Raw genomic sequence first — 21,466 nt, forward strand, 5'->3', positions numbered from 1 at the left:
CGGCATGGAGCCATTTGGACGTCCGTTATGTCACGAATAATCGTTTCTGCGGTGAACCGCTGCGCCCATAGAGGTGAGCCCGCGTACCCGTCGGCCGCCCGGGGCGCCCGTGGAGGGCTATCCATGACCACGTGATCAAGTCGCTCCGTACCGGATTCACCGCAGCCGTCGTGACCGCTTCTCTCGTCACGCTGTCCCCCTCGGCCGGGGCCTCCGCCTCGGCTCCCTCCGCCTCGGCTCCCACCGTCAAGGCTCCTTCCGACCAGGTGACCGTGGACGTCGCCTCCGTCAACGGATCGGGCTGCCGTCCAGGCAGTGCCGCCGTCGCCGTCTCACCGGACAACACGGCCTTCACCGTCACCTACAGCGAGTACGTGGCCCAGGCCGGCGGCGGCGCCCCGGCCACCGAGGGCCGCAAGAACTGTCAGCTCTCCCTCGTCGTCCACGTCCCCCAGGGTTACACCTACGCCGTGGCCCAGGTCGACTACCGGGGCTTCGGCAGCCTGCAGGAGGGCGCGATCGGAACGCAGAAGGCCAGCTACTACTTCCAGGGCATGAGCCAGACCGCCCAGCGCACCCACAAGTTCAACGGCTCGTTCGAGGACAACTGGCAGGCCACGGACACCACGGGCGTCCAGGCCCTGGTCTTCGCCCCCTGTGGCGAGCAGCGCAACTTCAACATCAACACCGAGCTCCGCGCCGAGGTCGGAACCTCCGACCCGTCGCAGACCAGCTTCATGGCGCTCGACTCCACCGACGGCAGCATCAACAGCATCTACCACTTCTCCTGGAAGCAGTGCCCGGTGCGCTGACCAGGCAGTCGCACCCATCACAGCCGCACCGGCCGGGGCCCGCCATCGTGGCGGGCTCCGGCACGTCCGGCCGGGCCCCGGCCTCAGGCCGACGCGCGCCGCACCAGGGCCGTTTCGGTGATCACCGGGCCGGCCGCGATCCCCTCGCCCCGGATCCCGCCCAGAGTTCCGAGCAGCAGCCGCGCCATCAGCCGCCCCATGCCCTCGATGTCCTGGCGTACGGTCGTCAGCGGCGGATCGGCGCTCTCCGCCACCGGTTCGGCGTCGTCGAAGCCGATCACCGCGACATCCGCCGGAACGGTGCGGCCGCGCTCCCGCAGCACCCGCAGCGCGCCCGTCGCCATCAGGTCGTTCGCGGCGAACACGGCGTCGATCCCGGCCCGGCGGTCCAGCAGTTCGGCCATCGCCCGCGCCCCGCCCGCCGCGGTGAAGTCCCCCTCGGCGACCAGTCCGGGATCGGCGTCCGGCAGCACGTCCCGGTAGCCGCTCAGCCGGTCGGCCGCCGACGTCTGGTCGAGCGGGCCGGCGATGTGCGCGATCCGCTCGCGCCCCCGCGCCAGCAGGTACCGTACGGCGTCCCGCGCGCCCCCGCGGTTGTCCGCGTCCACGTACGCCACACCGCCACCGGGCTCCCCGGGTGCGGAAGTCCAGCCCGGCCTGCCGCCGTAGACCGTGGGCATGCCGATGCGGCGGGTGATCGCGGGCAGCGGATCGTCGGTGTGCAGCGAGAAGGCGAGCGCGCCGTCGACATGGCCGCCCGCCAGATAGCGCTCGATCCGGTCGTAGTCCCCGCGGTCCTCCACCAGCAGCAGCACCAACTGCATGTCGTGCGCGGTCAGTTCCTTGCTGATGCCGCGCACCTGGCGGGAGAAGAAGGGATCGGAGAAGATCCGGACCTCCGGCTCGGCGATGATCACTGCCACGGCGCCGGTGCGCCGGGTGACCAGGGTGCGGGCCGCGTGGTTGGGCACGTAGCCCAGTTCCCGGATGGCCGCGCTGACCCGGTCCACCAGGTGGGCGCGGACCCCGTCGCCGCCGTTGACCACGCGGGACGCGGTGGCCCGGGACACCCCGGCGCGCGCTGCCACCGCCTCCAGGGTGGGGCGGTCCCCGGGACGCTGTTCGGGCACGGGCGCTCCTCCTGGGTGTCCGCGGGCCGGTGGCCTCGCCGGGCAGCAGGGTAACGCGTACCGCCGGGAGCCCGAGTGGGATCCCGGCGGTAAGGGTCCCTTACCAGCCGATGCCGAGCGTCAGCCCGGTCGGCGGGTCGGAGTTGCCGAGGATCTGCACGGAGGACTGGTCGTTGATGTCGTCGTAGGGGAAGCCGTAGGCCCGCCGGTCCAGGCCGACGGTGTGGAAGAAGCCGGCGTAGTCGTTCTTCGCCGGCCCGGTGTAGTACGCCGCCGGGCTGTACCAGGCTGCGGTGTCGAGGGCGACGCCCCGGTTGAACGCGGCGCAGAACTCCGCGCCGAGCTGCTTCTCCGTGTCGTTGCCCGAGGCCATCGCGCCGGCGCAGGCCATGACATCGGATGAGGTGGGCTTGTGGAGGGTGAAGGTGCCCGCGCCGTTCTTGCTGAAGGTGAGGGTGGAGCCCGTGACGCGTCCGGAGAAGGTCTCGCCGAGACGGTTCAGGGTGAAGGGGTGGGTGGTGTAGTGGGCCCAGGCCTGGTCGACGGCGGCGGTCAGGTGGTTCTGCTGGGCGCCGCCGGGGAGGAAGGCGTCCGAGGAACGGGGCGCCACGATGCGGTAGTCGTTCTGCAGCGGTTTGAATGCGGCGCCGACGGAGGCCGCGTACTGCCGCATCACCTCGGCACGGGTGCGGGTGATGCCCTGGGTGGTGTCGTGGCCGCTGGAGCTCTGGCGCAGCCGTGAGGTGATCGGGAAGCCGAACTGGTCGACCTGGGTGGTGTTCCCGCCGAAGGCGACCTGTCCGTGGACGTACGTGTACTCGTACCAGTCGTAGTGGACGTCGCTGTTGGGATCGTTCGGGTTGCGCGGGTCGGGGCCGCCCCAGCCCTGGTCGTCGGCGGAGACGGGGATGTACACGGGGGAGCCGAGGGAGAGGTAGATCCGGCCTCCGCGGATCGCGGGCGGGGAGGGGACGGTGCCGCCCACCTGGGTGAGGGTGAAGGACATGTTGGGGTAGTTCACGCCCCGTTTGACCAGGTGGCCGGGGGCGGTGGCGTCGAGGTGGCTGATGTGGGCCATGGTGCCGTCGGGCTTCATGTACGACCACTGCCCCGGGATCACCTGGCCGAGGACGGTGACGAAGACCTGCGCATCGGCGTACGTGCCGCGGGTGTTGTTCTGGAAGGTGATGGGGAAGCTGCCGGTCCCGCCGCCCCCGCCTCCGCCGCCGGTCCCGCCGACCGTGTGCGTGAAGTGGGGGGTGTCGTGGAGCGGTCCGCCCTTCTCGTACGTGAACCAGTACGTGAGGGTGGAACCGGGGGCCAGGCCGCCGACGTTCTGCTGCCAGGTGCCCCCGTCGTTCGCCATGCGGAAGTTCTGCTGGCCCACGCCCCCGCCGGGCAGGTAGTGGACGTCGACCAGGGCGGCCGGGACGGTGGGCCTGAACCAGATCCGCACCGTGCCGGAGCCCTGAGCGGTGACGCCCTGCGTGTAGTCGGCCGCGGCCGGGGCGGCGGGCGCGGGCGCCGGGGCGACGGTCAGGGATCCCGCCAGGGCGAGCAGCACGGCCGGCAGGAGCCGCGGCAGGAACCGGCCCCGGCGGGGGAGTGCGTGGGTGGTCTTCACGAGGGCTCTCCTCGGTCCGGTCGTCAGTGGCCGAAGTCGAACCAGTTGACGTTCACGAAGTCGGCGCCCTGGCCGCTGGTGAAGGTCAGGTACACGTCGTGGGTGCCCGTGACCGCGGTGATGTTCGCCGGTACCGTCCGCCAGCTCTGCCAGCCGCCGGTGTTCGCCACGGAGAAGCTGCCGACCGGCGCCGCGGTCCGGCTGTCGAGCCGTACCTCGACGAGGCCGCTGACCCCGCCGGCCGCGCCGGAGGCGACGCGTCCGTAGAACTGCTTCGCGGCCGTCGAGCCGAAGTCGACGCCCTTGTAGAGGGCCCAGTCGCCGTTGCCGAGCGTGGTGAGGTCCTGGCCGCCGCCGGTGTCCGTGGTGGTCTCCTTCGCCACCCCTGCCTGGGAGTCGTACGACTCGGCCTGGATCGCGGAGTACGCGTCGCGGTTGCCGGCCGGCGGGGTGGTGGGGGGAGTCGTCGGCGGAGTGGTGGGCGGAGTGGTGGGCGGTGTGGTGGGGGGTGTCGTGGGCGGGGTCGTGCCGCCGGACGAGCTGAGGACGGACACGTAGTCGACGACCATGGGATGGCCGGGCTCGGTACCCGCGTCGGGCCCGCCGCCGAACGCCGCGGGGAACTCGCCGCCCATGGCGACGTTCAGGATGATGAAGTAGCCGTGGTTCGTGGCGTTGGTCCACGTGGTGGCGTCCACCTGATCGGCGCGTACGGTATGGAAGTTGATGCCGTCGACGTAGAAGCGCATCTGCTCGACCGCGGTCGAGCGGTCCCACTCCACGGCGTAGGTGTGGAAACCGCCCTGGCAGCTGGTGCCGGGGCAGACGCGCTGGCCGCCGATGCCGGACTTCTCGTTGCACGGGCCGCCCGGGCTGGTGCCGCAGTGCATGGTGGCCCAGACGTTGTTGATGCCCTGGACGTTCTCCAGGATGTCGATCTCACCGACGCCGGGCCAGTTCCACCAGTTGCCCCGGTACGGCGCCCCGAGCATCCAGAACGCCGGCCAATAGCCCTTGGCCGCGGGGCCGGTGACGTTGGGCATCTGGATGCGGGCCTCGGTGCGCAGCTTGCCGCCCGCCGGGGGCTGGAAGTCCGAACGCCTGGTCTCGACGCGGCCGGAGGTCCAGTTGCCGGCCGCGTCCCGCCGCGGGGTGATGCGCAGGTTGCCCGACCCGTCGAGGGAGACGTTCGCGGGATCGGCGGTCATCGTCTCGATCTCGCCGGTGCCGAAGCCGCCGGGCCCGCCGGGGTAGCTCGTACCTGTGGTGTACTGCCAGTCGGCGGTGTTCAGGCCGGAGCCCGCGGCCCCGTTGAAGTCGTCCAGGAACACCTGCGACCAGCCGGCCGGGGTGGGGGGAGCCGTGGCCCCGGCGGGTAGGACGACCGCCGCCGAGGCGGCCGCGACGACCGCGATCGTGCCGAGCGCGGCCAGGACGGCCCGCCGTGCGGTGGGCCGTTTCCTCTCGGATATCTGACGCATGGGTGCCCTCTCTGAAGCGCCCCGTGAGGCGCGGTGGGGGGAAGAGCCGACGGAGCTCACCAGCTTGAGAGCGCTCTCAAGCGGCGCCGCTGGACACTGTGCTCCCCGCCGGATCGGGCGTCAAGGCATTGAACCGCCAAAGGCCGCACGGGCTGGGGGAGTTCAACCTTTGAACGCTCGGGTACGCGCGCGATCGGGCGTTCGGGCACTCAAGGGGCTTCCGCGAAGTCCCGGCGGCTCCGATCGCGCCGACGGGAGTCACCCGTAAGGGCCAACGCGCCGCGCTCAGTCCGGCGGGCCGAGGACCTCCCGCGCGCCGGGCAGGTCGTGGACGGCGGCGGCGGTCCCGGTGAGCGGCAGCAGCCCGGAGAGCGGGCACAGCCCGGGCATCTCGTGGTCGACCTCCCACTCGCCGACCGCACTCCCGCGGCCCTTGCGGCCGTCGGTGGTGCACACCGCGTACAGGCGGCCGGCGCAGCCCCGGCAGAGCAGGGCTTCGGGGCCGGTCACGGCCGGCCCGCCGGCGACGGCCCCGGCTCGCACAGCGGCTCCGCGGCCGCCGGGCCACGACGCGGGCCCGGCCGGCCCAACGTGCCGGGTCCGCCGCGCGCTTGTAGCGTCGGTCGCGTCAGGAGTCCTGGTGACCCGACAGGAGTCCGCCGGCCGGTGCGCAACCGCGGAGTACGCGGAACACGCCTCATGGGCGCGCCGAGCCACCCGAGCGCAGCCCGCGCCGGCGCCGAGACGGCCCGCCCCTCGCGCCGCGACAGGGCGCACGCGCAGCCCCCGTACGAGAGGCCGTGCCGATGCCGAACGATGCCCCGATATCGAGCCTGCTCCGTGTCGAGAAGGGCCTGGCCGCCCCCGAGGAACTGGCCGCCATCACGGTCGTGGTCGCCTGCTGCGCGAGCCGCACCGCCCGCGCCCGCGACGCGGCGAAGGGCGCCGGACAGGGAACCGGCCGCCGGCACCCCGTCCGGCCGCCCGCCGGCTGCTGGGCAGGCTGCTGGGCCTGCCGCTGAATCCCGACCGCCGGCCGGGCACACGGCCGGCGGACGGGAGAGCGAGGTGGTCACCTCCGCCGCAGCACCGTGGAGAGGACCTCGAGCAGGGTCGCCCGGGGATCGGCCACGGCGCCCTCCGAGCGCCATGCCACGAACCCGTCAGGCCGTACGAGCACCGCGCCCGCGGCCTCCATCCCGTGGACCTCGGCCCAGTCGGCGCCCGTCTCCTGGATCAGGTCGGCGTCCGGCCCGGAACCGATGGTGTAGGCCTCCAGCCGGGCCGGCAGCTGCTCGGCCACCTGCTCCGCCGCCTCCCGCCACGGCGTCCCCGTGCCGCTGAGCAGCACGAAGGAGCGCTCGTACAGGTCCAGCGTCGAGATCCGCTCACCGGCCCTGGCCAGCCACATGTGCGGGGCCCGGGTACCGGTGTCACCCATCAGGCGCAGCGCCTCGGGGATGACCGGGCGTCCCGGATCGCCGCCGACGACCGCGCCCTGCGGGTAGCAGTAGCCCATCGCCGTGGTGAGGACCCCGCTGCCCGGTCCGCCGCCCATGGTGGGCGGCGGCACGTACCCCGGGTGGCTGTGCTCCGCCGAACGGGCCGAGGCCCGCTCGCTCGTGGCCTTGGCCACCGGCAGCCGCTCGGCCTCGTAGGTGTCCAGGAGCCCGATGCCCGCGGACCCGTCCAGCACCGCGGCGATCTTCCACGCCAGGTTGTGCGCGTCCTGGATGCCCGTGTTGGAGCCGAAGGCGCCGGTGGGGGACATCTCGTGCGCCGCGTCCCCCGCCAGGAACACCCGGCCGGACGAATAGCGCACCGCCACCCGTTCGGCCGCGTGCCAGGGAGCCTTGCCGCCGATCTCCACATCCAGGTCGGGTACACCGATCGCGTTGCGGATCTGCTCCACGCACCGCTCGTCGGTGAAGTCCTCCAGCGTCTCGCCCCGCTCCGGGTGCCACGGCGCGTGGAAGACCCACTGCGTCGCGTTGTCCACCGGCAGCAGCGCCCCGTCCGCGCCCTCGCGCATCAGGTAGCAGACGATGAAGCGCAGCTCGCCCAGCGCCTCGGCCAGCCGCTCCGAGCGGAAGGTGACGCTCACGTTGTGGAACAGCTCGCCGTTACCCGTCTGGGGGATCCGCAGCAGCTCCCGCACGGGGCTGCGCGGTCCGTCCGCGGCGATCAGGAAGTCGGCCCGCACGGTGATGTGCTCGCCCGTCCGGTGGTCCTTCACCACGGCGTTCACCCCCGTCGCGTCCTGGTCGAAGGTCATCAGCTCGGCGGAGAACCGGACCTCGGCGCCCTGCGCGCGGCTCTGCGCGGCCAGCACCGGCTCGATGTTGTTCTGGCTGCACAGGCACCAGCCGGTCGGACTGAACTTGCGCAGCGCCCCCGACGGGTCGACCGACTTGACCAGCCACGTGTGGTCGCCGCCGGTCAGTGAGCGGGCCTGCAGAATGCCCTGGACGCCCTCCAGCGCGGACGCCGCCCGGCGGATCGCGCGTTCCGCCCCCGCCGTGCGGAAGAGCTCCATGGTCCGGGCGTTGATGCCGCGGCCGCGCGGGTGCACGGAGGTGTCGGAGTGCTTTTCGACCAGAAGGTGCCTCACTCCGTGGCGGCTCAGGAAAAGCGAGGTGGACAGGCCCACGAGGGAGCCGCCCACGACGAGAACCGGTACGCGAACATCGGCGTTGTCTTCCATCAGCTGCGGGCTCCTGTTTTCTGTGTGGGGGAGTGGACTCTTTATGCCCCCGATCGTCGATTAGGCCCGGTTGATTCGCCGCTTGTCACCCGCTTGATCCGGACATGTAGCGGTACGTCCCCACCCGGATGACGATGAGCGACAGCGGCTCCCCCTGAGATGCGCCGGCCTGCCGTTCCCGACCGAGACGGCCGCCGGCCCGGGCGGACGCCACCGGTGACGGACGAGGGGTCCGTACGCGATGGATCTCCACCCCCTCATGAAGGAGTGAGTAGATGACAACCACCCTGTCGGATCGGGTGTCGCAGTCAGCCTTCGACGGCTCCATGATCCGGGTCGTCCTTCTGATGGACCTCTACGAGGGGACCCAGCAGCGGTTCTTCGAGGCGTACGAAAAGCTCCGCAGCGACATCGCGTCGGTCCCGGGCCACATCAGCGACCAGCTGTGCCAGTCCTTCGAGAACCCCTCGCAGTGGCTCATCACCAGCGAGTGGGAGAGCGCACCGCAGTACCTCGCATGGGTCAACAGCGAGCACCACGCCGAACAGGTCAAGCCGCTCGGCGCCTGCGCCCGCGTCATGCGCCCGCTCAAGTTCACCGTCCTGCGCGAGACCGGCCGCGGCTACGACCAGGCCTCCCGCCCGGCGGCCGCCCGGCTGCAGCCGATGCCCCGCCTCGGCGCCGGCATCGTCCGCCACGCCCTCACCTTCACCGTCAGACCGGGCAGCGAGAAGGAGGTCGCGTCCATCCTGTCCAGCTACGCGTCCCCGGCCGCCCGCGTCGACGACCACACCCGGCTCTGCCGCACGTCCCTCTTCATGCACGGCAACCGCGTCGTCCGCACGGTCGAGGTCAAGGGCGACCTGCTGGCGGCCCTGCGGCACGTCTCCGAGCAGCCCGAGGTGCGCGCCGTCGAAGAGGCCATCAACCCCTACCTGGAGCAGGACCGGAACCTGAACGACCCCGAGTCCGCCCGGATGTTCTTCATGCGGGCAGCGGTCCCGGCCGTCCACCACATCGAGGCCGGGGAACCGGACACCGACGACGTCACGCGCCACGCGCTGTTCTACCCGGCCAGGCCCGGCTGCGGCCAGGCGCTGGCCCGCTTCCTCGCCCTTCAGGACGAAGCCGCCGCGCAGCTGACGGACAGCCCCGTACGGAGCAGCAGCATCTTCCAGCGCGACGACATCGTGGTCCGCCTCATCGACGTGCGCGGCCCGCTCGACGCCGATCCCGAGGCCGTCCTCGGGGTGCGCGGCGCCCGCAAGGCCGCCGTACTGGACCGCCTGACGGCCCCCGCCGGCAAGCGGACCCGCGCCGCTCACCACACCATGAACCTGATCACCGACCGCCGGGCACCCGCGCAGTCCTGACCCCACCCGGACCCCCACCCCAGCCCGTTCAGGCTCCCCACACGCCAGGAGGAACCCGCCATGACCAGACAGCGCCCACGCATCGTCGACCTCAGCGAGACGCCGCCCAACCGCCGGCGCGGTGGCGACCTGAGGGCCGTGCTCACCCCGACCTCGGTGGGTTCCACCAGCGGCTTCATGGGCATGGCGATCATGGCCCCCGGGGAGTCCATCGCCGAGCACTACCACCCGTACTCCGAGGAGTTCGTGTACGTGGTCGCCGGCCGGCTGGAGGTCGACCTCGACGGCGAGGCCCACCCGCTGCGCACCGACCAGGGACTGCTGGTCCCGCTCAACATGCGCCACCGGTTCCGCAACGTCGGCGACACCGAGGCCCGCATGGTCTTCCACCTCGGCCCGCTCGCCCCGCGCCCCGAACTCGGCCACGTCGACACCGAGGAAGCCCCGCACCCGGAGGGCACCGCCTGGGAGCAGCCCCCGGACCGCACAGGAGCGGTCTCGTGACCCGCCGCCGGGTGGCGGTCACCGGAGTCGGAGTCGTCGCGCCCGGCGGGATCGGCGTCTCCGCCTTCTGGGACCTGCTGTCCAACGGCCGTACGGCGACCCGCGGCATCACCCTTTTCGACCCGGAGGGCTTCCGCTCACGGATAGCCGCGGAGGTCGACTTCGACCCCGCCGCGCACGGCCTCGACGAGAACGACGCGGCCCGGGCGGACCGGTACATCCAGTTCGCCCTCGTCGCCGCCCGCGAGGCCCTGCTCGACGCCGGACTCGACCTCACCTCGGACGACGCCTGGCGCACCGGGGTCTCACTGGGCACCGCCGTCGGCGGAACCACCCGCCTGGAGCACGACTACGTGGCCGTGAGCCAGAACGGCGCCTGGTGGGACGTGGACGAGAAGCTCGCCGGGGCCCACCTGCACCGGGCGTTCACGCCCGCCACCCTCGCCTCCGCCGTCGCGGAGCAGACGGGAGCGCGCGGCCCGGTGCAGACCGTGTCCACCGGCTGCACCTCGGGACTCGACGCCGTCGGGTACGCCGTCCACTCCATAGCGGAGGGCCGGATGGACGTGTGCATCGCCGGTGCCTCGGACTCGCCCATATCGCCGATCACCGTGGCCTGCTTCGACGCCATCAAGGCGACCTCGCCGAACAACGACGACCCGGCCCACGCGTCCCGGCCGTTCGACGCCGACCGGGACGGATTCGTCCTCGGCGAGGGCGGCGCCGTCCTCATACTCGAAGAGCTGGAACACGCCCGCGCCCGCGGTGCGACCGTCTACTGCGAGATCGGCGGCTACGCCACCTTCGGCAACGCCCACCACATGACCGGGCTGACCGCCGAGGGCCTGGAGATGGCCAGGGCCATCGAAACCGCTCTGGACCAGGCACGGATATCCCCGTCCGACGTCGACTACGTCAACGCGCACGGATCCGGCACCAAGCAGAACGACCGCCACGAGACGGCGGCAGTCAAACGGGTCCTGGGCGACCACGCCTACAAGACGCCGATGACCTCCATCAAGTCGATGGTCGGTCACTCCCTCGGCGCCATCGGGGCGATCGAACTGGCGGCCTGTGTGCTCGCCATGACCCACCAGGTGGTACCGCCGACGGCGAACTACGAGACGCCGGACCCCGAGTGCGACCTGGACTACGTGCCCCGCACGGCACGCGGCCGCAAGCTGCGCAACGTGCTCTCGGTCGGCAGCGGCTTCGGCGGATTCCAGTCCGCCGTCGTCATGACCCGGTCGGAGGAGGAGGTCTCGTGACCAGCCGTACGGTCATCACGGGCATCGGGGTCGTCGCGCCCAACGGCGTCGGCGCCGACGCCTTCTGGAAGGCGACCCAGTCCGGCCTCAGCGTGCTGGACCGCGTCACGCGGGCGGGCTGCGAGCACCTGCCGCTGCGCGTGGCCGGCGAGGTACGGGGCTTCGATCCCGGGGCGATGGTCGAGGACCGCTTCCTCGTCCAGACCGACCGCTTCACCCATCACGCCCTCGCCGCGGCCGACCTGGCCCTGGAGGACGCCCGGCTCGGCCGGGCCGACTACGAGGCCGACCCCTTCTCGGTGGGCGTGGTCACGGCGGCCGGATCCGGCGGCGGCGAGTTCGGCCAGCGCGAGCTGCAACGGCTCTGGGACCAGGGCCCCCGCTACGTCGGCCCGTACCAGTCCATCGCCTGGTTCTACGCCGCGAGCACCGGCCAGATCTCCATCCGCCGCGGCCTCAAGGGTCCGTGCGGGGTCGTCGCCAGCGACGAGGCGGGCGGCCTGGACGCCTTCGCGCACGCCGTCAGGGCGATCCGCCAGGGCAGCCGGGCGATGCTCGTCGGGGCCACGGAGGCGCCCCTCGCCCCGTACTCCATCGTCTGCCAGCTGGAGTACGAGGGCCTGAGCACCCGGGACGACCCCGAGCGTGCCTACCGGCCGTTCACCGCCAAGGCCTGCGGGTTCGTCCCCGCGGAGGGCGGCGCGATGTTCCTCGTCGAGGACGAGGCCGCGGCCCTGCGCCGGGGCGCCACCGTACGCGCCGTACTGGCCGGCCACGCCGCCACCTTCACCGGGACCCGGCGGCCGGACGAGGCCGGCGAAGGACTGGCCCACGCGATCCGGGGCGCGCTCGCGGAGGCGGGCTGCGCCCCCGAGGAGATCGACGTGGTCTTCGCCGACGCCCTCGGGACGCCGGAGGCCGACGCGGCCGAGGCGGCGGCCATCGCCGACGCCCTGGGCGGACACGGGCGCAGGGTGCCGGTCACCGCGCCCAAGACCGGTACGGGCAGGGCGTACTGCGCGGCGCCCGCCCTGGACACCGCCGCCGCGGTCCTGGCGCTGGAGCACGGCGTCGTGCCGCCGACTCCGAACGTCTTCGACGTGTGCCACGACCTCGACGTGGTGACGGGCGGCGCCCGCTCAGCGGACCTGCGCACCGCGCTCGTGCTGAGCCGCGGCCGGATGGGCTCGAACTCCGCGCTCGTCCTGCGCAAGGGCGCGCTCGCGCCCACGTAGTGACGCAGGGTCCGGGTGCGACCGGACCCGCGCAGTCCCCTCGTAGGAAGAGAGAGAAAGCCACATGTCCGACCGACTGACCCTGGAGGAGCTGGCGGCCCTGATGAAGACCGCCGGCATCACCGTCGACCCCGCCGAGCTGGCGAGCCGTCCGGACTCCGCCTTCGACGACTACGGCCTGGACTCGCTGGGCCTGCTGGGCATCGTCGGCGAACTGGAGAACCGGCGCGGGCGGGCGCTGCCCACCGACGCCGACCGGTGCAAGACCCCCGGGGAGTTCCTCGACCTCGTCAACAACAGCCTCATGACAGGAGCCTGAGATGCCTGGACACACCGAGAACGAGATCACCGTCAACGCGCCCGTGGACGTCGTGTGGGAGATGACCAACGACCTCCCCAGCTGGCCGCACCTGTTCAGCGAGTACGCCTCGCTGGAGATCCTGGAGCAGGAGGGGGACACGACCCGCTTCCGCCTGACCATGCACCCCGACGAGAACGGCAAGGTGTGGAGCTGGGTCTCGGAGCGGACCGTGGACCGCAAGAGCCTCACCGTCCGGGCGCGGCGCGTGGAGACCGGCCCGTTCGCGCACATGGACATCCACTGGCAGTACTTCGCGGTGCCGGGCGGCACCCGGATGAAGTGGACGCAGGACTTCGCGATGAAGCCGGACGCGCCGGTCGACGACGCGTGGATGACCGACAACATCAACCGCAACTCGCCGATCCAGATGGCGCTCATCCGGGACAAGATCGAGCAGCGCGAGCGGGAGGACCACGCCCCGGCCGTCAGCCGCATCTGAAGCCGTCCCCCCAACGGAAGGAGCACCACCGGATGCACCGCGCTCTCATCGTCGCCCGCATGGCGCCGGGATCGGCCCCCGACATCGCCGAGCTCTTCGCGAGCTCGGACGCGGGCGAACTGCCGCACCTGGTCGGCGTCACGCGCCGCAGCCTGTTCCAGTTCGGCGATGTGTACATGCACCTGATCGAGGCGGACCGGCCACCGGGCCCCGCGATCGCCAAGGTCACCGACCACCCGGAGTTCCGGGACCTCAGCGACCGGCTCACCGCCTACATCAGCCCGCACAACCCGGACACGTGGCGCAGTCCCAAGGACGCGATGGCCCACGAGTTCTACCGCTGGGAGAACCCCGCCGCGAAGTGACCCGAGTGGCCCGGACGGGACCCGCACACCGGCGTGTGCGGGTCCCGCCGCGTGCGGGCCGCGCCCGGGCCCGCGTGCGGGCCGCGCCCGGGCCCGCGTGCGGCCCGCACCCGGCCCGCGCCGGGCCCACACCCGGCTCACACCCGGCCCCATCCGGTACACACCCGTCCGGGACCCGTCCGCAGTCCCGGACCCGACAGCAGGAGACGGCGATGAACCCGACCGATCAGGACCACTTCCCTGCGGATCCGGCCCGTCCGCGCGACGGCGCCGGGCCTGCCCGTACCTCGCTGCGCGTGCTCGTGCTGTCCGGGTCCTCCCGTACCGGCTCGGTCAACGCCCGCCTGGCCGCCCTCGTCGCGCGCCTGGTGGCCGGGGCCGGTGCCGCGCCGGACCCCGCGACGCTCGCCGACTTCCCCATGCCGTCGTACGACGGCGACGTGGAGGCCGACGAGGGACTGCCGAAGGGCGCGCTCGCGCTGTGCGAGCGGATCGAGGCGGCGCAGGCGCTGGTGATCGCCTCGCCCGAGTACAACGCCTCCGTCCCCGGAGCGGTGAAGAACGCCATCGACTGGGTCTCCCGCTACCGCCCGCAGCCCTTCAAGGACAAGCAGACCCTGCTGCTCTCGGCCTCACCGTCGATGGTCGGCGGCAACCGGGGCCTGTGGGCCCTGCGCGTCCCGCTCGAACACCTCGGCGCCCGGGTCTACCCCGACATGTTCAGCCTTGCCAACGCCCACCACGCCTTCGGCGAGGACGGCGCACTCACCGATCCGGGCCTCGGCGAGCGGCTGACCGCGACGATCGGCTCCTTCCTCGACCTGGTCGAGGCGGACACCCGCTACCTGTCCCTGCAGCGCCGCTGGTACGAGTTCCTCGGCGACTGCACGGACGCGCCGGTGACCTCCCGCGCACAGGACTGATCATCGACGACCACAGGGCGTGAGCTATGTTTGAACGCGAGTGACATGAGAAGGAGGCCCTCCGGTGTCATCGGGGCAGCAGGCACGCGCGCAGGCGGCCGCGATCAAGCCGAGCGGCCAGTCGCCGGAGGAGGTCCGCCCCCCGGCCGACCGGCTCCTCGCGCTCTTCGACGGCCGTCGCCTGTCCCCTGGCCAGCGCCGGATCGCCCAGTACCTGATCGACCACCTCACCGAGGCCGCGTTCCTCTCGATCACCGAACTCGCCGAACGGGTCGGCGTCAGCCAGCCCTCCGTGACCCGCTTCGCCGCCTCCCTCGGATTCAGCGGCTATCCCGCCCTGCGCGACGTGCTCCAGCCGATCGCCCTGAGCGCCGTGGCCGGGTCGCCGGACACCCGTGAACAGATCCGCCGCAACGAGCTCCAGGCGGCCGTGGACGCCGAGATCGAGAACCTGGAGAACGTACGCCGGCTGCTCGCCGACACCAACCAGGTGCTCGACATCGGCCGCGAACTGGCGAAGTCGGTGCCCCTGACCGTCCTCGGACTGCGCATCTCGGTGTCCCTGGCCGAGTACTTCGCCTACGCGGCCCGGCGCATCCACCCCGACGTACGCCTGGTGACCCGCGGCGGCAGCGTCGCCTTCGACGCGCTGCTCCAGTCCAAGGCGGCCGGCGGGACCTGGGTCCTCGCCTTCGCCATGCCGCGGCACGCCAAGGAGACCCTGGCCGCGATCCGGGCCGCCCGCAGCACGGGGTTGCGCGTCGTGCTGATCACCGACCCCACCCTGGGGCCGCTCGTGGACGAGGCGGACGTGTCCCTGACGGCGGGGACCGGATCGCGGCTGGTGTTCGACTCGTACGCGGCCCCCGGAATGCTGTCCGCCGCGCTGCTTCAAGCCATGGCCGACGCGGACCCCGAGCGGACGCAGGCGCGCCTGGAGGATTACGAGCAGGTCGCCGACCAGCACGGCTTCTTCCTTTAAGGGCTGATCGGGGCGGATTCCCATCCTGCTGACCAGGGGGATATTCAGCCAGCGAGGTGCATGAAATTTTTCATGCGCTTGCTTACTCGACGGTATATATGTTTACTGACGGCGGCGCTCCGGATCCTCCAGATGCCAAGGAGGAGGACCCCCTCCTGAACGCACGCGCGGCACGACGAACCTCCTCACGTCGCGGCCGCGCGTCGAGTCCAGGCTTTCGGATCCCGCAGAGCGCCCATGGCGGCCTCGGTCAACCCCTGGGCCGAGGCCGCCCCAAGCACCATCTCGATCAGAGTTCGACACCACTCGGAAGTGACGAGAATGCCCCAGACGGCCACCATCACGCGCAGTCCGGACTGGCCCATGCAGGTCAAGGCCCCCGGGACCCATGACTGGGAACGCACGGCCACGCGCTGGCTGCGGGATCTGCTTCCGGCCCGCTACGGCGGCTACCTCACGCTGACCCGTCACCACGCGCTGCTGGGGCGGCACGTCCAGCTCCAGCTCCAGCACGAGATGCGCGCGGTGCGGGCGGCCCTGCAGACGAGCCGCGCCGAACTGCCCATGCTGGGCATGGCCGAGTCGGTCATCGAGAACACGATCAGGATGTACGCCCTGGAGCTGGAGCAGCTCGGGCGCCTCGCCCGCGGCGCGCGGCTCGTCTCCGACGCCCTCCTCGTGGGCACCCCCGCCCAGCGCAGGCGCTGACCGGCCGGACCGGACCGGGCCTTACGCCGGCTGCCAGGAGCGCAGCCGGGCGGCCACGTCGAAGACGGTGACGCGGAGCATGCGGATGTCCGTGATGAGGTCGCGCCATTGCTCGTACGAGGCGTCCACCGCCTTGCCGGATGCCTCGATGTACGCGACGGCGACTCCGTAGCCGAAGTACTCGTTGGAGTCGGGGAGCGGGCGGAGCAGGACGATCGCGTCGAGGAGGGCGGCCGCGCGCCAGTAGGCGTCGGGGTCGTCCACATCCAGGCTGGGGGTGTTGACCCGGTGCCGGGCGACGGCGGCGACCAGCGCGGAGTGGTCGGCCACCGCCACGTCCTTGAACAGTGACTCCTGCCGCTCCAGCAGCCAGCGGTGATCGATGTGCAGTTCCACGCGTCCGAGTATCCCCGTCCGGGGGCCTGCCGGGGGGCTGTTCGCGAAGCGCGAGGGCGCGCCACGCCCCGACGCCGCCCGCCCGACGCCGCCCGGCTCCGGGAGCCGGGCGGCGGGGAGGCTGCGGTCTGACGGTTACGGCACGGCGGCTACGGCTTGGGGAGCGTGCAGCCGGGGCGGCTCAGGTCGATCTTGTTGCCGGGGGCTATGCAGGGGACGATGATGTACGTCTCCTGCGCGTAGTTGATGCCCTCGCGGACCGTCACGTTGCCGTTCTCGTCGACCTCGCACGGATTGTTGTCCGTGCACCGGCCGCCGTCCTCATTGCCCGTGTTGTTGACGGCGACGACCTTGCCGGTCGTCGTGTCGATCACCGGTGAACCGGAGGTGCCGCCGATGGTGTTGCAGGACGAGGTGTATCGGACGGAGTCCTTCCAGGTCCAGGCGCCCTCCTTGAGGCGGTACGCGAAGCCGTCCACGTTGCAGCTGTACGTCCGCTTCCAGTAGCCGGAGACGACCTTGATGGCCGAACCCTGTGTGGGGCGGACGTCGTTGAGGGTCAGCGCCGTGATGCCGTACTGGCTCTGGATCTGGGCGTACGTCTTCGTCAGCTGGTAGACGGAGACGTCGGTGTCCGTCATCGTCGCGTACGAGATCTTGCTGGCCCGCAGCGTCCCGACCTTGGAGCCCGACGCGTTGAGCAGGGAGAACGAGCGGGTGGACGGCTGGTCCTTGATGACTTCGCCGGCCGCGGGGAAGCCGGTCTCCAGACAGTGGCCGTTGGAGAGGACGAGGGCGGGGTCGTTGGGCTGGGAGCCGGGTGCGCGGACGACGGAGCCGGAGCAGTTGCTGAGCGCGACCGTTCCCGCGAAGGTGACCGCGACGGCCGGTGCGGCCACGGCGGGGGCGCCCACCGCTCCCACGAGGAGCAGGGAGAATAAGGCGCCGGCGAGAGGCTTGTACATGTGGGGGTTCCCCTCTGAGGACGATGCAACCGAAGATCCTTCGGTTGTCATGCGCATTGTTGATACCCGGGGGTCAACCCGCAAGAGGGCGTGAGGAGTTGGGGACGCGTCGGGGAGAGGGGTTCGGCTTCGCGGGCACGCGACCCGCTGCCGGGCGTGGTGACGGTCCGGTGACAGCGTGATCACCCTTCCGCACGGGTGTTCCGTAGCGGAGGCTTTGCCTCCTACGGTCTGTGCAGCACAGTTCCGGACCAGGAGGCAGCGTGGAGCGCGAGATCGACATCGACCAGCTGGTGGCGGCGATGAAGGCGGTCGACGAGGCAGGACGGCTCTTCGAGGAGGCGCTCGCCGTGTACGAGGCGCGCGGCCTCAAACGGACCGACGACTTCAAGGTGGCGGGCGGCGCCGTCCAGACGCTCCAGGGAGCCGAGGAGATGGTCCTCGGGACCCGCAGGTTCCTCACCGAGCTCGCCCTGCTCGCCGGCTACGCGACGGCGGGCCTGGAGGACCGGCTGAGCGGGCGGGCGGCGACGGCCCGGACGGGTTTCACGGGCGTCTCCGGCGGCGGCTCCCGCATGGCCCGCCCGCTGCTCGACCCGACCCTGCGGGGGCTGGAGCTGCTCCTGACGGTCGACCTCTTCGAGCCCGCCTTCAAGGCGGAGATCGAGGAGGTCGTACGCGCCGAGGCCGCGACCTACCCCGACCCGTCGACGTTCCGCATCCCGGCCCCGGCCCGCACCCCCTAGCGCTGTGACCGGAAAGCTTCACCGGGTCGCGACGCTCCCCCGGCTACCTCCCCCAGACTCCGTCCGAGGGGACCCCCAGGGAGGTACCCCCGGGCACGGCACGTCGCCGCGTTGTCGGACGGCGCAGGTACGTCCAGTACGAGCCGCGGCCCTCCGCCTTGCGATGCACCGCACCTGGGGGCACCTCCCTGGGGGTCCCCCCGGACGGAGTCTGGGGGAGGTAGCTGGGGGAGCCGCGCCCCGGCAAACCTTTCCGGCCACAGCACTAGCGGGTCCCCGGGGTGCCGGGTCCGGCCGCCGGGGTGAGGCTGGTGGTATGCATCATGCACCGGTCGTCGTGCACCGGATCTTCCCGTCGGGAGGCCGGCAGGTGACGCTGCGGACCGCGAGAGGTGAGGAGTCCCTCGGTGTGGCCCGCTCGGACGAGGATGTCATCGAGTTCCTGCGACGGGCCGGCATGCCCGACCCCGACGACGTGGTCCTCGGCGGTGCGGAACTGCTGGAGTGGGACGCCGACACCCCCCACGTGTATATGGCGGACCCGCCGACCGACGACCTCCCGTGACGCCGCCGCGGGCCTGACCGGCCCGCCGCGGCGCGGTCCTGTCCGCGCACACGCTTCGGCGGTGGGGCGGGGCGCCCGTCCCACTCCGGGAGGCGGCCCGGCCGATGCGTTCGCTCCCCGCTCGGTCACTGCTGGGCCGACGCCGAGACCGGCTCACCCGGCTCATGCTAGGAGGAGCCGCTCGGGCACGCGTCCCGCTGTCCGGCGGGTGCACGCCCGTGCGCCGGCGCCCGTAGGGCGGGGTCCGTGGCTCCCTGTGGCTGGGGCCCGTGCACGGTGGAGGCGGCCCGGTCGATGCCCCGTATCCCCACGCGGTCAGCGCTGCGCCGACGCCGGAACGGCGGGGCCCGCGCAGACGCCGGGGTCGTCCCGGGCCGGCGCCTCGGCGTCTACGCCCGGACAGGCTGCGTTCGGCGTCTGAGCGTATGGCGGCCCGCGCCACCGCCGACAGGCTCCGCTCGCGCACGCGGAGGTGACGGGCTGGTGCCTTTCGCGTGTCCGCGTGGTCAGCGCTGCGTCGGAGCCCGAAGGACGTGGCCCACCCGTCCACGACGCCTTGCGGTGTCGCTGCCGCAGGCTCAACCGCCCCCCGCAGCGCGGTGCGGTGCCCGCGCACGCCGGGGCCGGCGCGGGCCGGTGCCCGTGTCCCGGCGCGGACGGAACGGTGTCCGCGGCTCCCTCCGATGCCGCTGGGAGGAGCGCCGTTGGCGTAGCCCCCCGCGCCGCGGCGACCGAGGTCTCCCTCATCCCCGGCGTCCGGCACGGCAACGGCAAGGCGGTCGTCTCGTTCCGCTACGGGACGACGCTCACCCTCACCCCGGACACGGCCAACCCGCTGTTCGGGCACGCCGTCACCTTCACCGCCGCCGTCGCTCCGGCGAACGCGGTGGCCGGCACCCCGGGCGGATCGGTCAGCTTCTCGGACGGTACGAGGACACTCGCCACCGTGCCGGTCAGCGACGGCCTCGCCCGCTTCAGCACCGCCGGACTCCAGCCCGGCTCCCACACCGTCACCGCGCACTACAGCGGCGACGCCGAGTTCACACCGAGCGACCCCCCGGCCCCCGCCGAGATGTCCGTGGGATTCAGCGGCCCGTGCCTCACGGCGGAGCACCACGGCGCCCTGACCGTGGCCGCGGGCGAATCGGTGTGCATCGGCTCCGGCGGCGCGCAGACCGGACCGGTCGTGGTGCAGCAGGGCGGCGCCCTGGCCGTGTCGGACGCCCGGATCACGGGTCCGCTCACCGCCGACGGTGCGCTCGCCGTCACCCTCTGCCGGTCGCAGCTCGCCGGGCCGGTCACCGTCAACGGGACCAGCGGTCACGTTCTGATCGGCGGGACGGCCGACGGCACGGACGGCTGCGGGGGCAACGCCATCACGGGCCCGCTGCGCTGCGCGGGCAACGAACCGGCGCCGTTCCTGAGCGGGAACACCGTCAAGGGTCCCCGCTTCGGTCAATGCGGCTGACCGGACGGTGATCCGACCGTGACCGGACGCTGAAGGGTCCGGGCGGCGGGCGGAACTCCGCCCGCCGCCCGGCACTTCAGCGGCGCAGACAGGCGAGGGTGGCCGGGATACGCTGGGCGATCGAGGAGTGTTTCCAGGCCGCGAAGAACGAATGCGGCCTCGACGAGTACGAAGTCCGCCGATACGTCGGCCGGTACCGGCACATCACCCTGGCCATGCTCGCCCACGCCTCATGCCCGCCCGGCTGTGGAGGACGTCCTACGCCGTGACCTTGCCGACGCCGCCCATGGGCTGGGTGTCGCGTTGGGTGATCTGCCAGAGCTGGGTTTCACGGTTGCTGACGTAGATCTGGCCGTTGACGGTGTCCAGTGCGAGTCCTTCGCACGTCGCCAGGCCGCTGGCCACCACGCGCTGCGCGCCGTCGGCCAGGGTGATCTCGTACAGGCGGCCGTTCGTGTGGTCGAGGGTGTACGCCTTGCCGTCGCCGGTGAGCTCCATGCGCATGGCGCTCGCCCCGGGGAGGGTGGTCACCAGGCGCTTCGTGCCGTCGGCCAGGTTGACCTCGTACAGGCTGCCGCCGTGGTCCTTCTGGCCGACGTACGCCTTGCCCTTGCCGTCCAGCGCCACTGCGGAGACGCCGACCGGCAGGCCGGTGGCGACCGTGGTCTTCTGCCCCTTCTGCAGGTCGACCGCGATCAGCTTCCCTTCGCTGTGGCTGACGACGTAGGCCTTGCCGTTTCCGTCCAGCGCGAGGCCGTACGCGCCCGGGACACTGGCGACCACGCTGGAGGTGCCGGTGGACAGGTCCACCGCGAGCAGGCGCCCGTTGCCGTAGTCGGCGGCGTAGGCCTTGCCCTTCCCGTCCAGCTTCACATCGCAGACGTCGCCCAGGCTGCTCGCGACCACGCGCTGCGCGCCGGTGGAGATCTTCACCGCGGACATCTTCTGGCCGCCCCGGTCGGCGACGTACGCCGTGTTCTGCGACGGGTCCACCGCGAGGCCCTCGGAAGTCCCCAGGCCCGTCGCGATGAGGGCGAAGCTCCGCCTTGTGGCCATGAGCTTCGACAGGTCTTCGAGCTTCGGCATGTCGTCCTCGCCGATGCTCACCTTCGGCGGTCCGGCCGCCTTCAGGGTCGACGAGGCCATGGCGGACGTCGAACCGGGGTCCTCGGAGACCTGACGCTGATCGGCGGCCGCGTCATGGAATTTCTGGAAGAGGGGATTGAGGAAACCCATGACGTCGAACGCCCCGTGCGCCGTCTGACGCACGAGCCACGGGTCGCGCTCACTCTCCATTTTGCGGACGGCGTCCGAGACGTCGCCGGCCCCGGGGGTGTCCTTGCCGAGCGCTTCAGCGGACTGTTTGGCGGAGTCGGCTCCGCTGCCGCCGCCGTCGAAGATGTTTCCGAATGACACG

General features: G+C 72.0%; 23 protein-coding genes and 1 pseudogene. 16 read left to right on the forward strand and 8 right to left on the reverse strand.

The annotated features are described in order from the left end of the window. Positions 1 to 170: 170 nt before the first annotated feature. Positions 171 to 812, forward strand: coding sequence for a DUF4360 domain-containing protein (locus tag ACGFYQ_RS20455; RefSeq protein ID WP_393745937.1), 642 nt, complete (start codon positions 171 to 173; stop codon positions 810 to 812). A gap of 83 nt (positions 813 to 895) precedes the next feature. Here the strand turns inward: ACGFYQ_RS20455 and ACGFYQ_RS20460 are convergent, their stop codons facing one another. From ACGFYQ_RS20460 to ACGFYQ_RS20475, 4 genes are all read right to left on the reverse strand, one after another. Then, positions 896 to 1,942 (reverse strand): LacI family DNA-binding transcriptional regulator, encoded by a 1,047-nt coding sequence (locus ACGFYQ_RS20460; RefSeq protein WP_393745755.1) that lies wholly within the window; start codon positions 1,940 to 1,942, stop codon positions 896 to 898. A 100-nt stretch (positions 1,943 to 2,042) separates the two neighbouring features. Next, positions 2,043 to 3,566: a glycoside hydrolase family 64 protein gene (locus ACGFYQ_RS20465; protein WP_393745757.1), complete on the reverse strand. Its 1,524-nt coding sequence runs from the start codon at positions 3,564 to 3,566 to the stop codon at positions 2,043 to 2,045. 23 nt (positions 3,567 to 3,589) lie between these two features. Further along, a complete protein-coding gene (locus ACGFYQ_RS20470) occupies positions 3,590 to 5,047 on the reverse strand; it encodes a glycoside hydrolase family 16 protein (RefSeq protein ID WP_393745759.1) in 1,458 nt (485 codons plus the stop codon). A gap of 285 nt (positions 5,048 to 5,332) precedes the next feature. Then, the gene (locus ACGFYQ_RS20475; RefSeq protein WP_393745761.1) at positions 5,333 to 5,590 is read right to left on the reverse strand and encodes a hypothetical protein; all 258 of its coding nucleotides are present in this window, start codon (positions 5,588 to 5,590) and stop codon (positions 5,333 to 5,335) included. A gap of 263 nt (positions 5,591 to 5,853) precedes the next feature. Here ACGFYQ_RS20475 and ACGFYQ_RS20480 point away from each other — a divergent pair, with 263 nt between their 5' ends. After that, positions 5,854 to 6,069 carry an acyl-CoA carboxylase subunit epsilon gene (locus ACGFYQ_RS20480; protein ID WP_393745763.1) on the forward strand — a complete coding sequence of 72 codons (216 nt, stop codon included), beginning with the start codon at positions 5,854 to 5,856 and terminating at the stop codon, positions 6,067 to 6,069. Positions 6,070 to 6,119: 50 nt separating this feature from the next. Here the strand turns inward: ACGFYQ_RS20480 and ACGFYQ_RS20485 are convergent, their stop codons facing one another. Further along, on the reverse strand, positions 6,120 to 7,751 hold the full coding sequence (locus tag ACGFYQ_RS20485) for an FAD-dependent oxidoreductase (RefSeq protein WP_393745765.1): 1,632 nt from the start codon (positions 7,749 to 7,751) through the stop codon (positions 6,120 to 6,122). Between the two features lie 275 nt (positions 7,752 to 8,026). Between ACGFYQ_RS20485 and ACGFYQ_RS20490 the strand changes: the two genes are divergently transcribed. The 10 genes from ACGFYQ_RS20490 to ACGFYQ_RS20535 all read left to right on the forward strand — a co-directional run bounded on the left by ACGFYQ_RS20490 (position 8,027) and on the right by ACGFYQ_RS20535 (position 15,909). Next, complete coding sequence (locus ACGFYQ_RS20490; protein ID WP_393745767.1) at positions 8,027 to 9,124, forward strand: SchA/CurD-like domain-containing protein; 1,098 nt, start codon at positions 8,027 to 8,029, stop codon at positions 9,122 to 9,124. Between the two features lie 60 nt (positions 9,125 to 9,184). After that, a complete protein-coding gene (locus ACGFYQ_RS20495; RefSeq protein ID WP_328924097.1) occupies positions 9,185 to 9,628 on the forward strand; it encodes a cupin domain-containing protein in 444 nt (147 codons plus the stop codon). After that, complete coding sequence (locus tag ACGFYQ_RS20500) at positions 9,625 to 10,896, forward strand: beta-ketoacyl-[acyl-carrier-protein] synthase family protein (RefSeq protein ID WP_393745769.1); 1,272 nt, start codon at positions 9,625 to 9,627, stop codon at positions 10,894 to 10,896. The genes ACGFYQ_RS20495 and ACGFYQ_RS20500 overlap by 4 nt, the downstream gene beginning before the upstream one ends. Continuing rightward, positions 10,893 to 12,131, forward strand: a complete 1,239-nt coding sequence (locus tag ACGFYQ_RS20505; protein ID WP_393745771.1) for a beta-ketoacyl synthase N-terminal-like domain-containing protein — start codon at positions 10,893 to 10,895, stop codon at positions 12,129 to 12,131. The genes ACGFYQ_RS20500 and ACGFYQ_RS20505 overlap by 4 nt, the downstream gene beginning before the upstream one ends. 64 nt (positions 12,132 to 12,195) lie before the next feature. Then, on the forward strand, positions 12,196 to 12,450 hold the full coding sequence (locus tag ACGFYQ_RS20510) for a phosphopantetheine-binding protein (protein WP_362306185.1): 255 nt from the start codon (positions 12,196 to 12,198) through the stop codon (positions 12,448 to 12,450). A gap of 1 nt (position 12,451) precedes the next feature. Further along, on the forward strand, positions 12,452 to 12,931 hold the full coding sequence (locus ACGFYQ_RS20515) for an SRPBCC family protein (protein ID WP_393745773.1): 480 nt from the start codon (positions 12,452 to 12,454) through the stop codon (positions 12,929 to 12,931). 32 nt (positions 12,932 to 12,963) lie between these two features. Further along, complete coding sequence (locus ACGFYQ_RS20520; RefSeq protein ID WP_393745775.1) at positions 12,964 to 13,296, forward strand: TcmI family type II polyketide cyclase; 333 nt, start codon at positions 12,964 to 12,966, stop codon at positions 13,294 to 13,296. A 290-nt stretch (positions 13,297 to 13,586) separates the two neighbouring features. Then, entirely contained in the window at positions 13,587 to 14,219 is a 633-nt protein-coding gene (locus ACGFYQ_RS20525) for an NADPH-dependent FMN reductase (RefSeq protein WP_393745939.1), read from the forward strand. 64 nt (positions 14,220 to 14,283) lie between these two features. After that, positions 14,284 to 15,201, forward strand: coding sequence for a MurR/RpiR family transcriptional regulator (locus tag ACGFYQ_RS20530; RefSeq protein ID WP_393745777.1), 918 nt, complete (start codon positions 14,284 to 14,286; stop codon positions 15,199 to 15,201). 321 nt (positions 15,202 to 15,522) lie between these two features. Further along, the gene (locus ACGFYQ_RS20535; RefSeq protein WP_393745941.1) at positions 15,523 to 15,909 is read left to right on the forward strand and encodes a hypothetical protein; all 387 of its coding nucleotides are present in this window, start codon (positions 15,523 to 15,525) and stop codon (positions 15,907 to 15,909) included. 21 nt (positions 15,910 to 15,930) lie between these two features. On the opposite strand, the gene ACGFYQ_RS20540 is transcribed toward ACGFYQ_RS20535, so the two are convergent. Further along, positions 15,931 to 16,305 (reverse strand): toxin Doc, encoded by a 375-nt coding sequence (locus ACGFYQ_RS20540; RefSeq protein ID WP_388562788.1) that lies wholly within the window; start codon positions 16,303 to 16,305, stop codon positions 15,931 to 15,933. Between the two features lie 149 nt (positions 16,306 to 16,454). Next, positions 16,455 to 17,270 (reverse strand): serine protease, encoded by an 816-nt coding sequence (locus ACGFYQ_RS20545; protein ID WP_393745780.1) that lies wholly within the window; start codon positions 17,268 to 17,270, stop codon positions 16,455 to 16,457. A 263-nt stretch (positions 17,271 to 17,533) separates the two neighbouring features. On the opposite strand from ACGFYQ_RS20545, the gene ACGFYQ_RS20550 reads away from it, so the two are divergent. From ACGFYQ_RS20550 to ACGFYQ_RS20565, 4 genes and pseudogenes are all read left to right on the forward strand, one after another. Then, positions 17,534 to 18,016: a hypothetical protein gene (locus ACGFYQ_RS20550; RefSeq protein ID WP_393745782.1), complete on the forward strand. Its 483-nt coding sequence runs from the start codon at positions 17,534 to 17,536 to the stop codon at positions 18,014 to 18,016. Positions 18,017 to 18,332: 316 nt separating this feature from the next. Next, positions 18,333 to 18,581, forward strand: a complete 249-nt coding sequence (locus ACGFYQ_RS20555; protein ID WP_393745784.1) for a hypothetical protein — start codon at positions 18,333 to 18,335, stop codon at positions 18,579 to 18,581. Positions 18,582 to 19,245: 664 nt separating this feature from the next. Further along, positions 19,246 to 20,049 carry an Ig-like domain-containing protein gene (locus tag ACGFYQ_RS20560; protein WP_393745786.1) on the forward strand — a complete coding sequence of 268 codons (804 nt, stop codon included), beginning with the start codon at positions 19,246 to 19,248 and terminating at the stop codon, positions 20,047 to 20,049. 95 nt (positions 20,050 to 20,144) lie between these two features. Then, positions 20,145 to 20,318: pseudogene (locus ACGFYQ_RS20565) on the forward strand (IS701 family transposase); the annotation flags it as partial. On the opposite strand, the gene ACGFYQ_RS20570 reads toward ACGFYQ_RS20565, so the two are convergent. Continuing rightward, positions 20,308 to 21,465, reverse strand: a complete 1,158-nt coding sequence (locus ACGFYQ_RS20570; RefSeq protein ID WP_393745788.1) for a hypothetical protein — start codon at positions 21,463 to 21,465, stop codon at positions 20,308 to 20,310. The pseudogene ACGFYQ_RS20565 and the gene ACGFYQ_RS20570 overlap by 11 nt on opposite strands. Position 21,466 lies beyond the last annotated feature (1 nt).

It is taken from the genome of Streptomyces sp. NPDC048258 (assembly GCF_043201995.1).
Taxonomy (GTDB): Bacteria; Actinomycetota; Actinomycetes; order Streptomycetales; family Streptomycetaceae; genus Streptomyces.

Coding starts and splice junctions, on each gene's coding strand:
- ACGFYQ_RS20470 (WP_393745759.1), bottom strand. CDS start 5,047: ATGCGTCAGATATCCGAGAGGAAACGGCCCACCGCACGGCGGGCCGTC.
- ACGFYQ_RS20480 (WP_393745763.1), top strand. CDS start 5,854: ATGCCGAACGATGCCCCGATATCGAGCCTGCTCCGTGTCGAGAAGGGC.
- ACGFYQ_RS20485 (WP_393745765.1), bottom strand. CDS start 7,751: ATGGAAGACAACGCCGATGTTCGCGTACCGGTTCTCGTCGTGGGCGGC.
- ACGFYQ_RS20490 (WP_393745767.1), top strand. CDS start 8,027: ATGACAACCACCCTGTCGGATCGGGTGTCGCAGTCAGCCTTCGACGGC.
- ACGFYQ_RS20495 (WP_328924097.1), top strand. CDS start 9,185: ATGACCAGACAGCGCCCACGCATCGTCGACCTCAGCGAGACGCCGCCC.
- ACGFYQ_RS20510 (WP_362306185.1), top strand. CDS start 12,196: ATGTCCGACCGACTGACCCTGGAGGAGCTGGCGGCCCTGATGAAGACC.
- ACGFYQ_RS20515 (WP_393745773.1), top strand. CDS start 12,452: ATGCCTGGACACACCGAGAACGAGATCACCGTCAACGCGCCCGTGGAC.
- ACGFYQ_RS20520 (WP_393745775.1), top strand. CDS start 12,964: ATGCACCGCGCTCTCATCGTCGCCCGCATGGCGCCGGGATCGGCCCCC.
- ACGFYQ_RS20535 (WP_393745941.1), top strand. CDS start 15,523: ATGCCCCAGACGGCCACCATCACGCGCAGTCCGGACTGGCCCATGCAG.
- ACGFYQ_RS20545 (WP_393745780.1), bottom strand. CDS start 17,270: ATGTACAAGCCTCTCGCCGGCGCCTTATTCTCCCTGCTCCTCGTGGGA.
- ACGFYQ_RS20555 (WP_393745784.1), top strand. CDS start 18,333: ATGCATCATGCACCGGTCGTCGTGCACCGGATCTTCCCGTCGGGAGGC.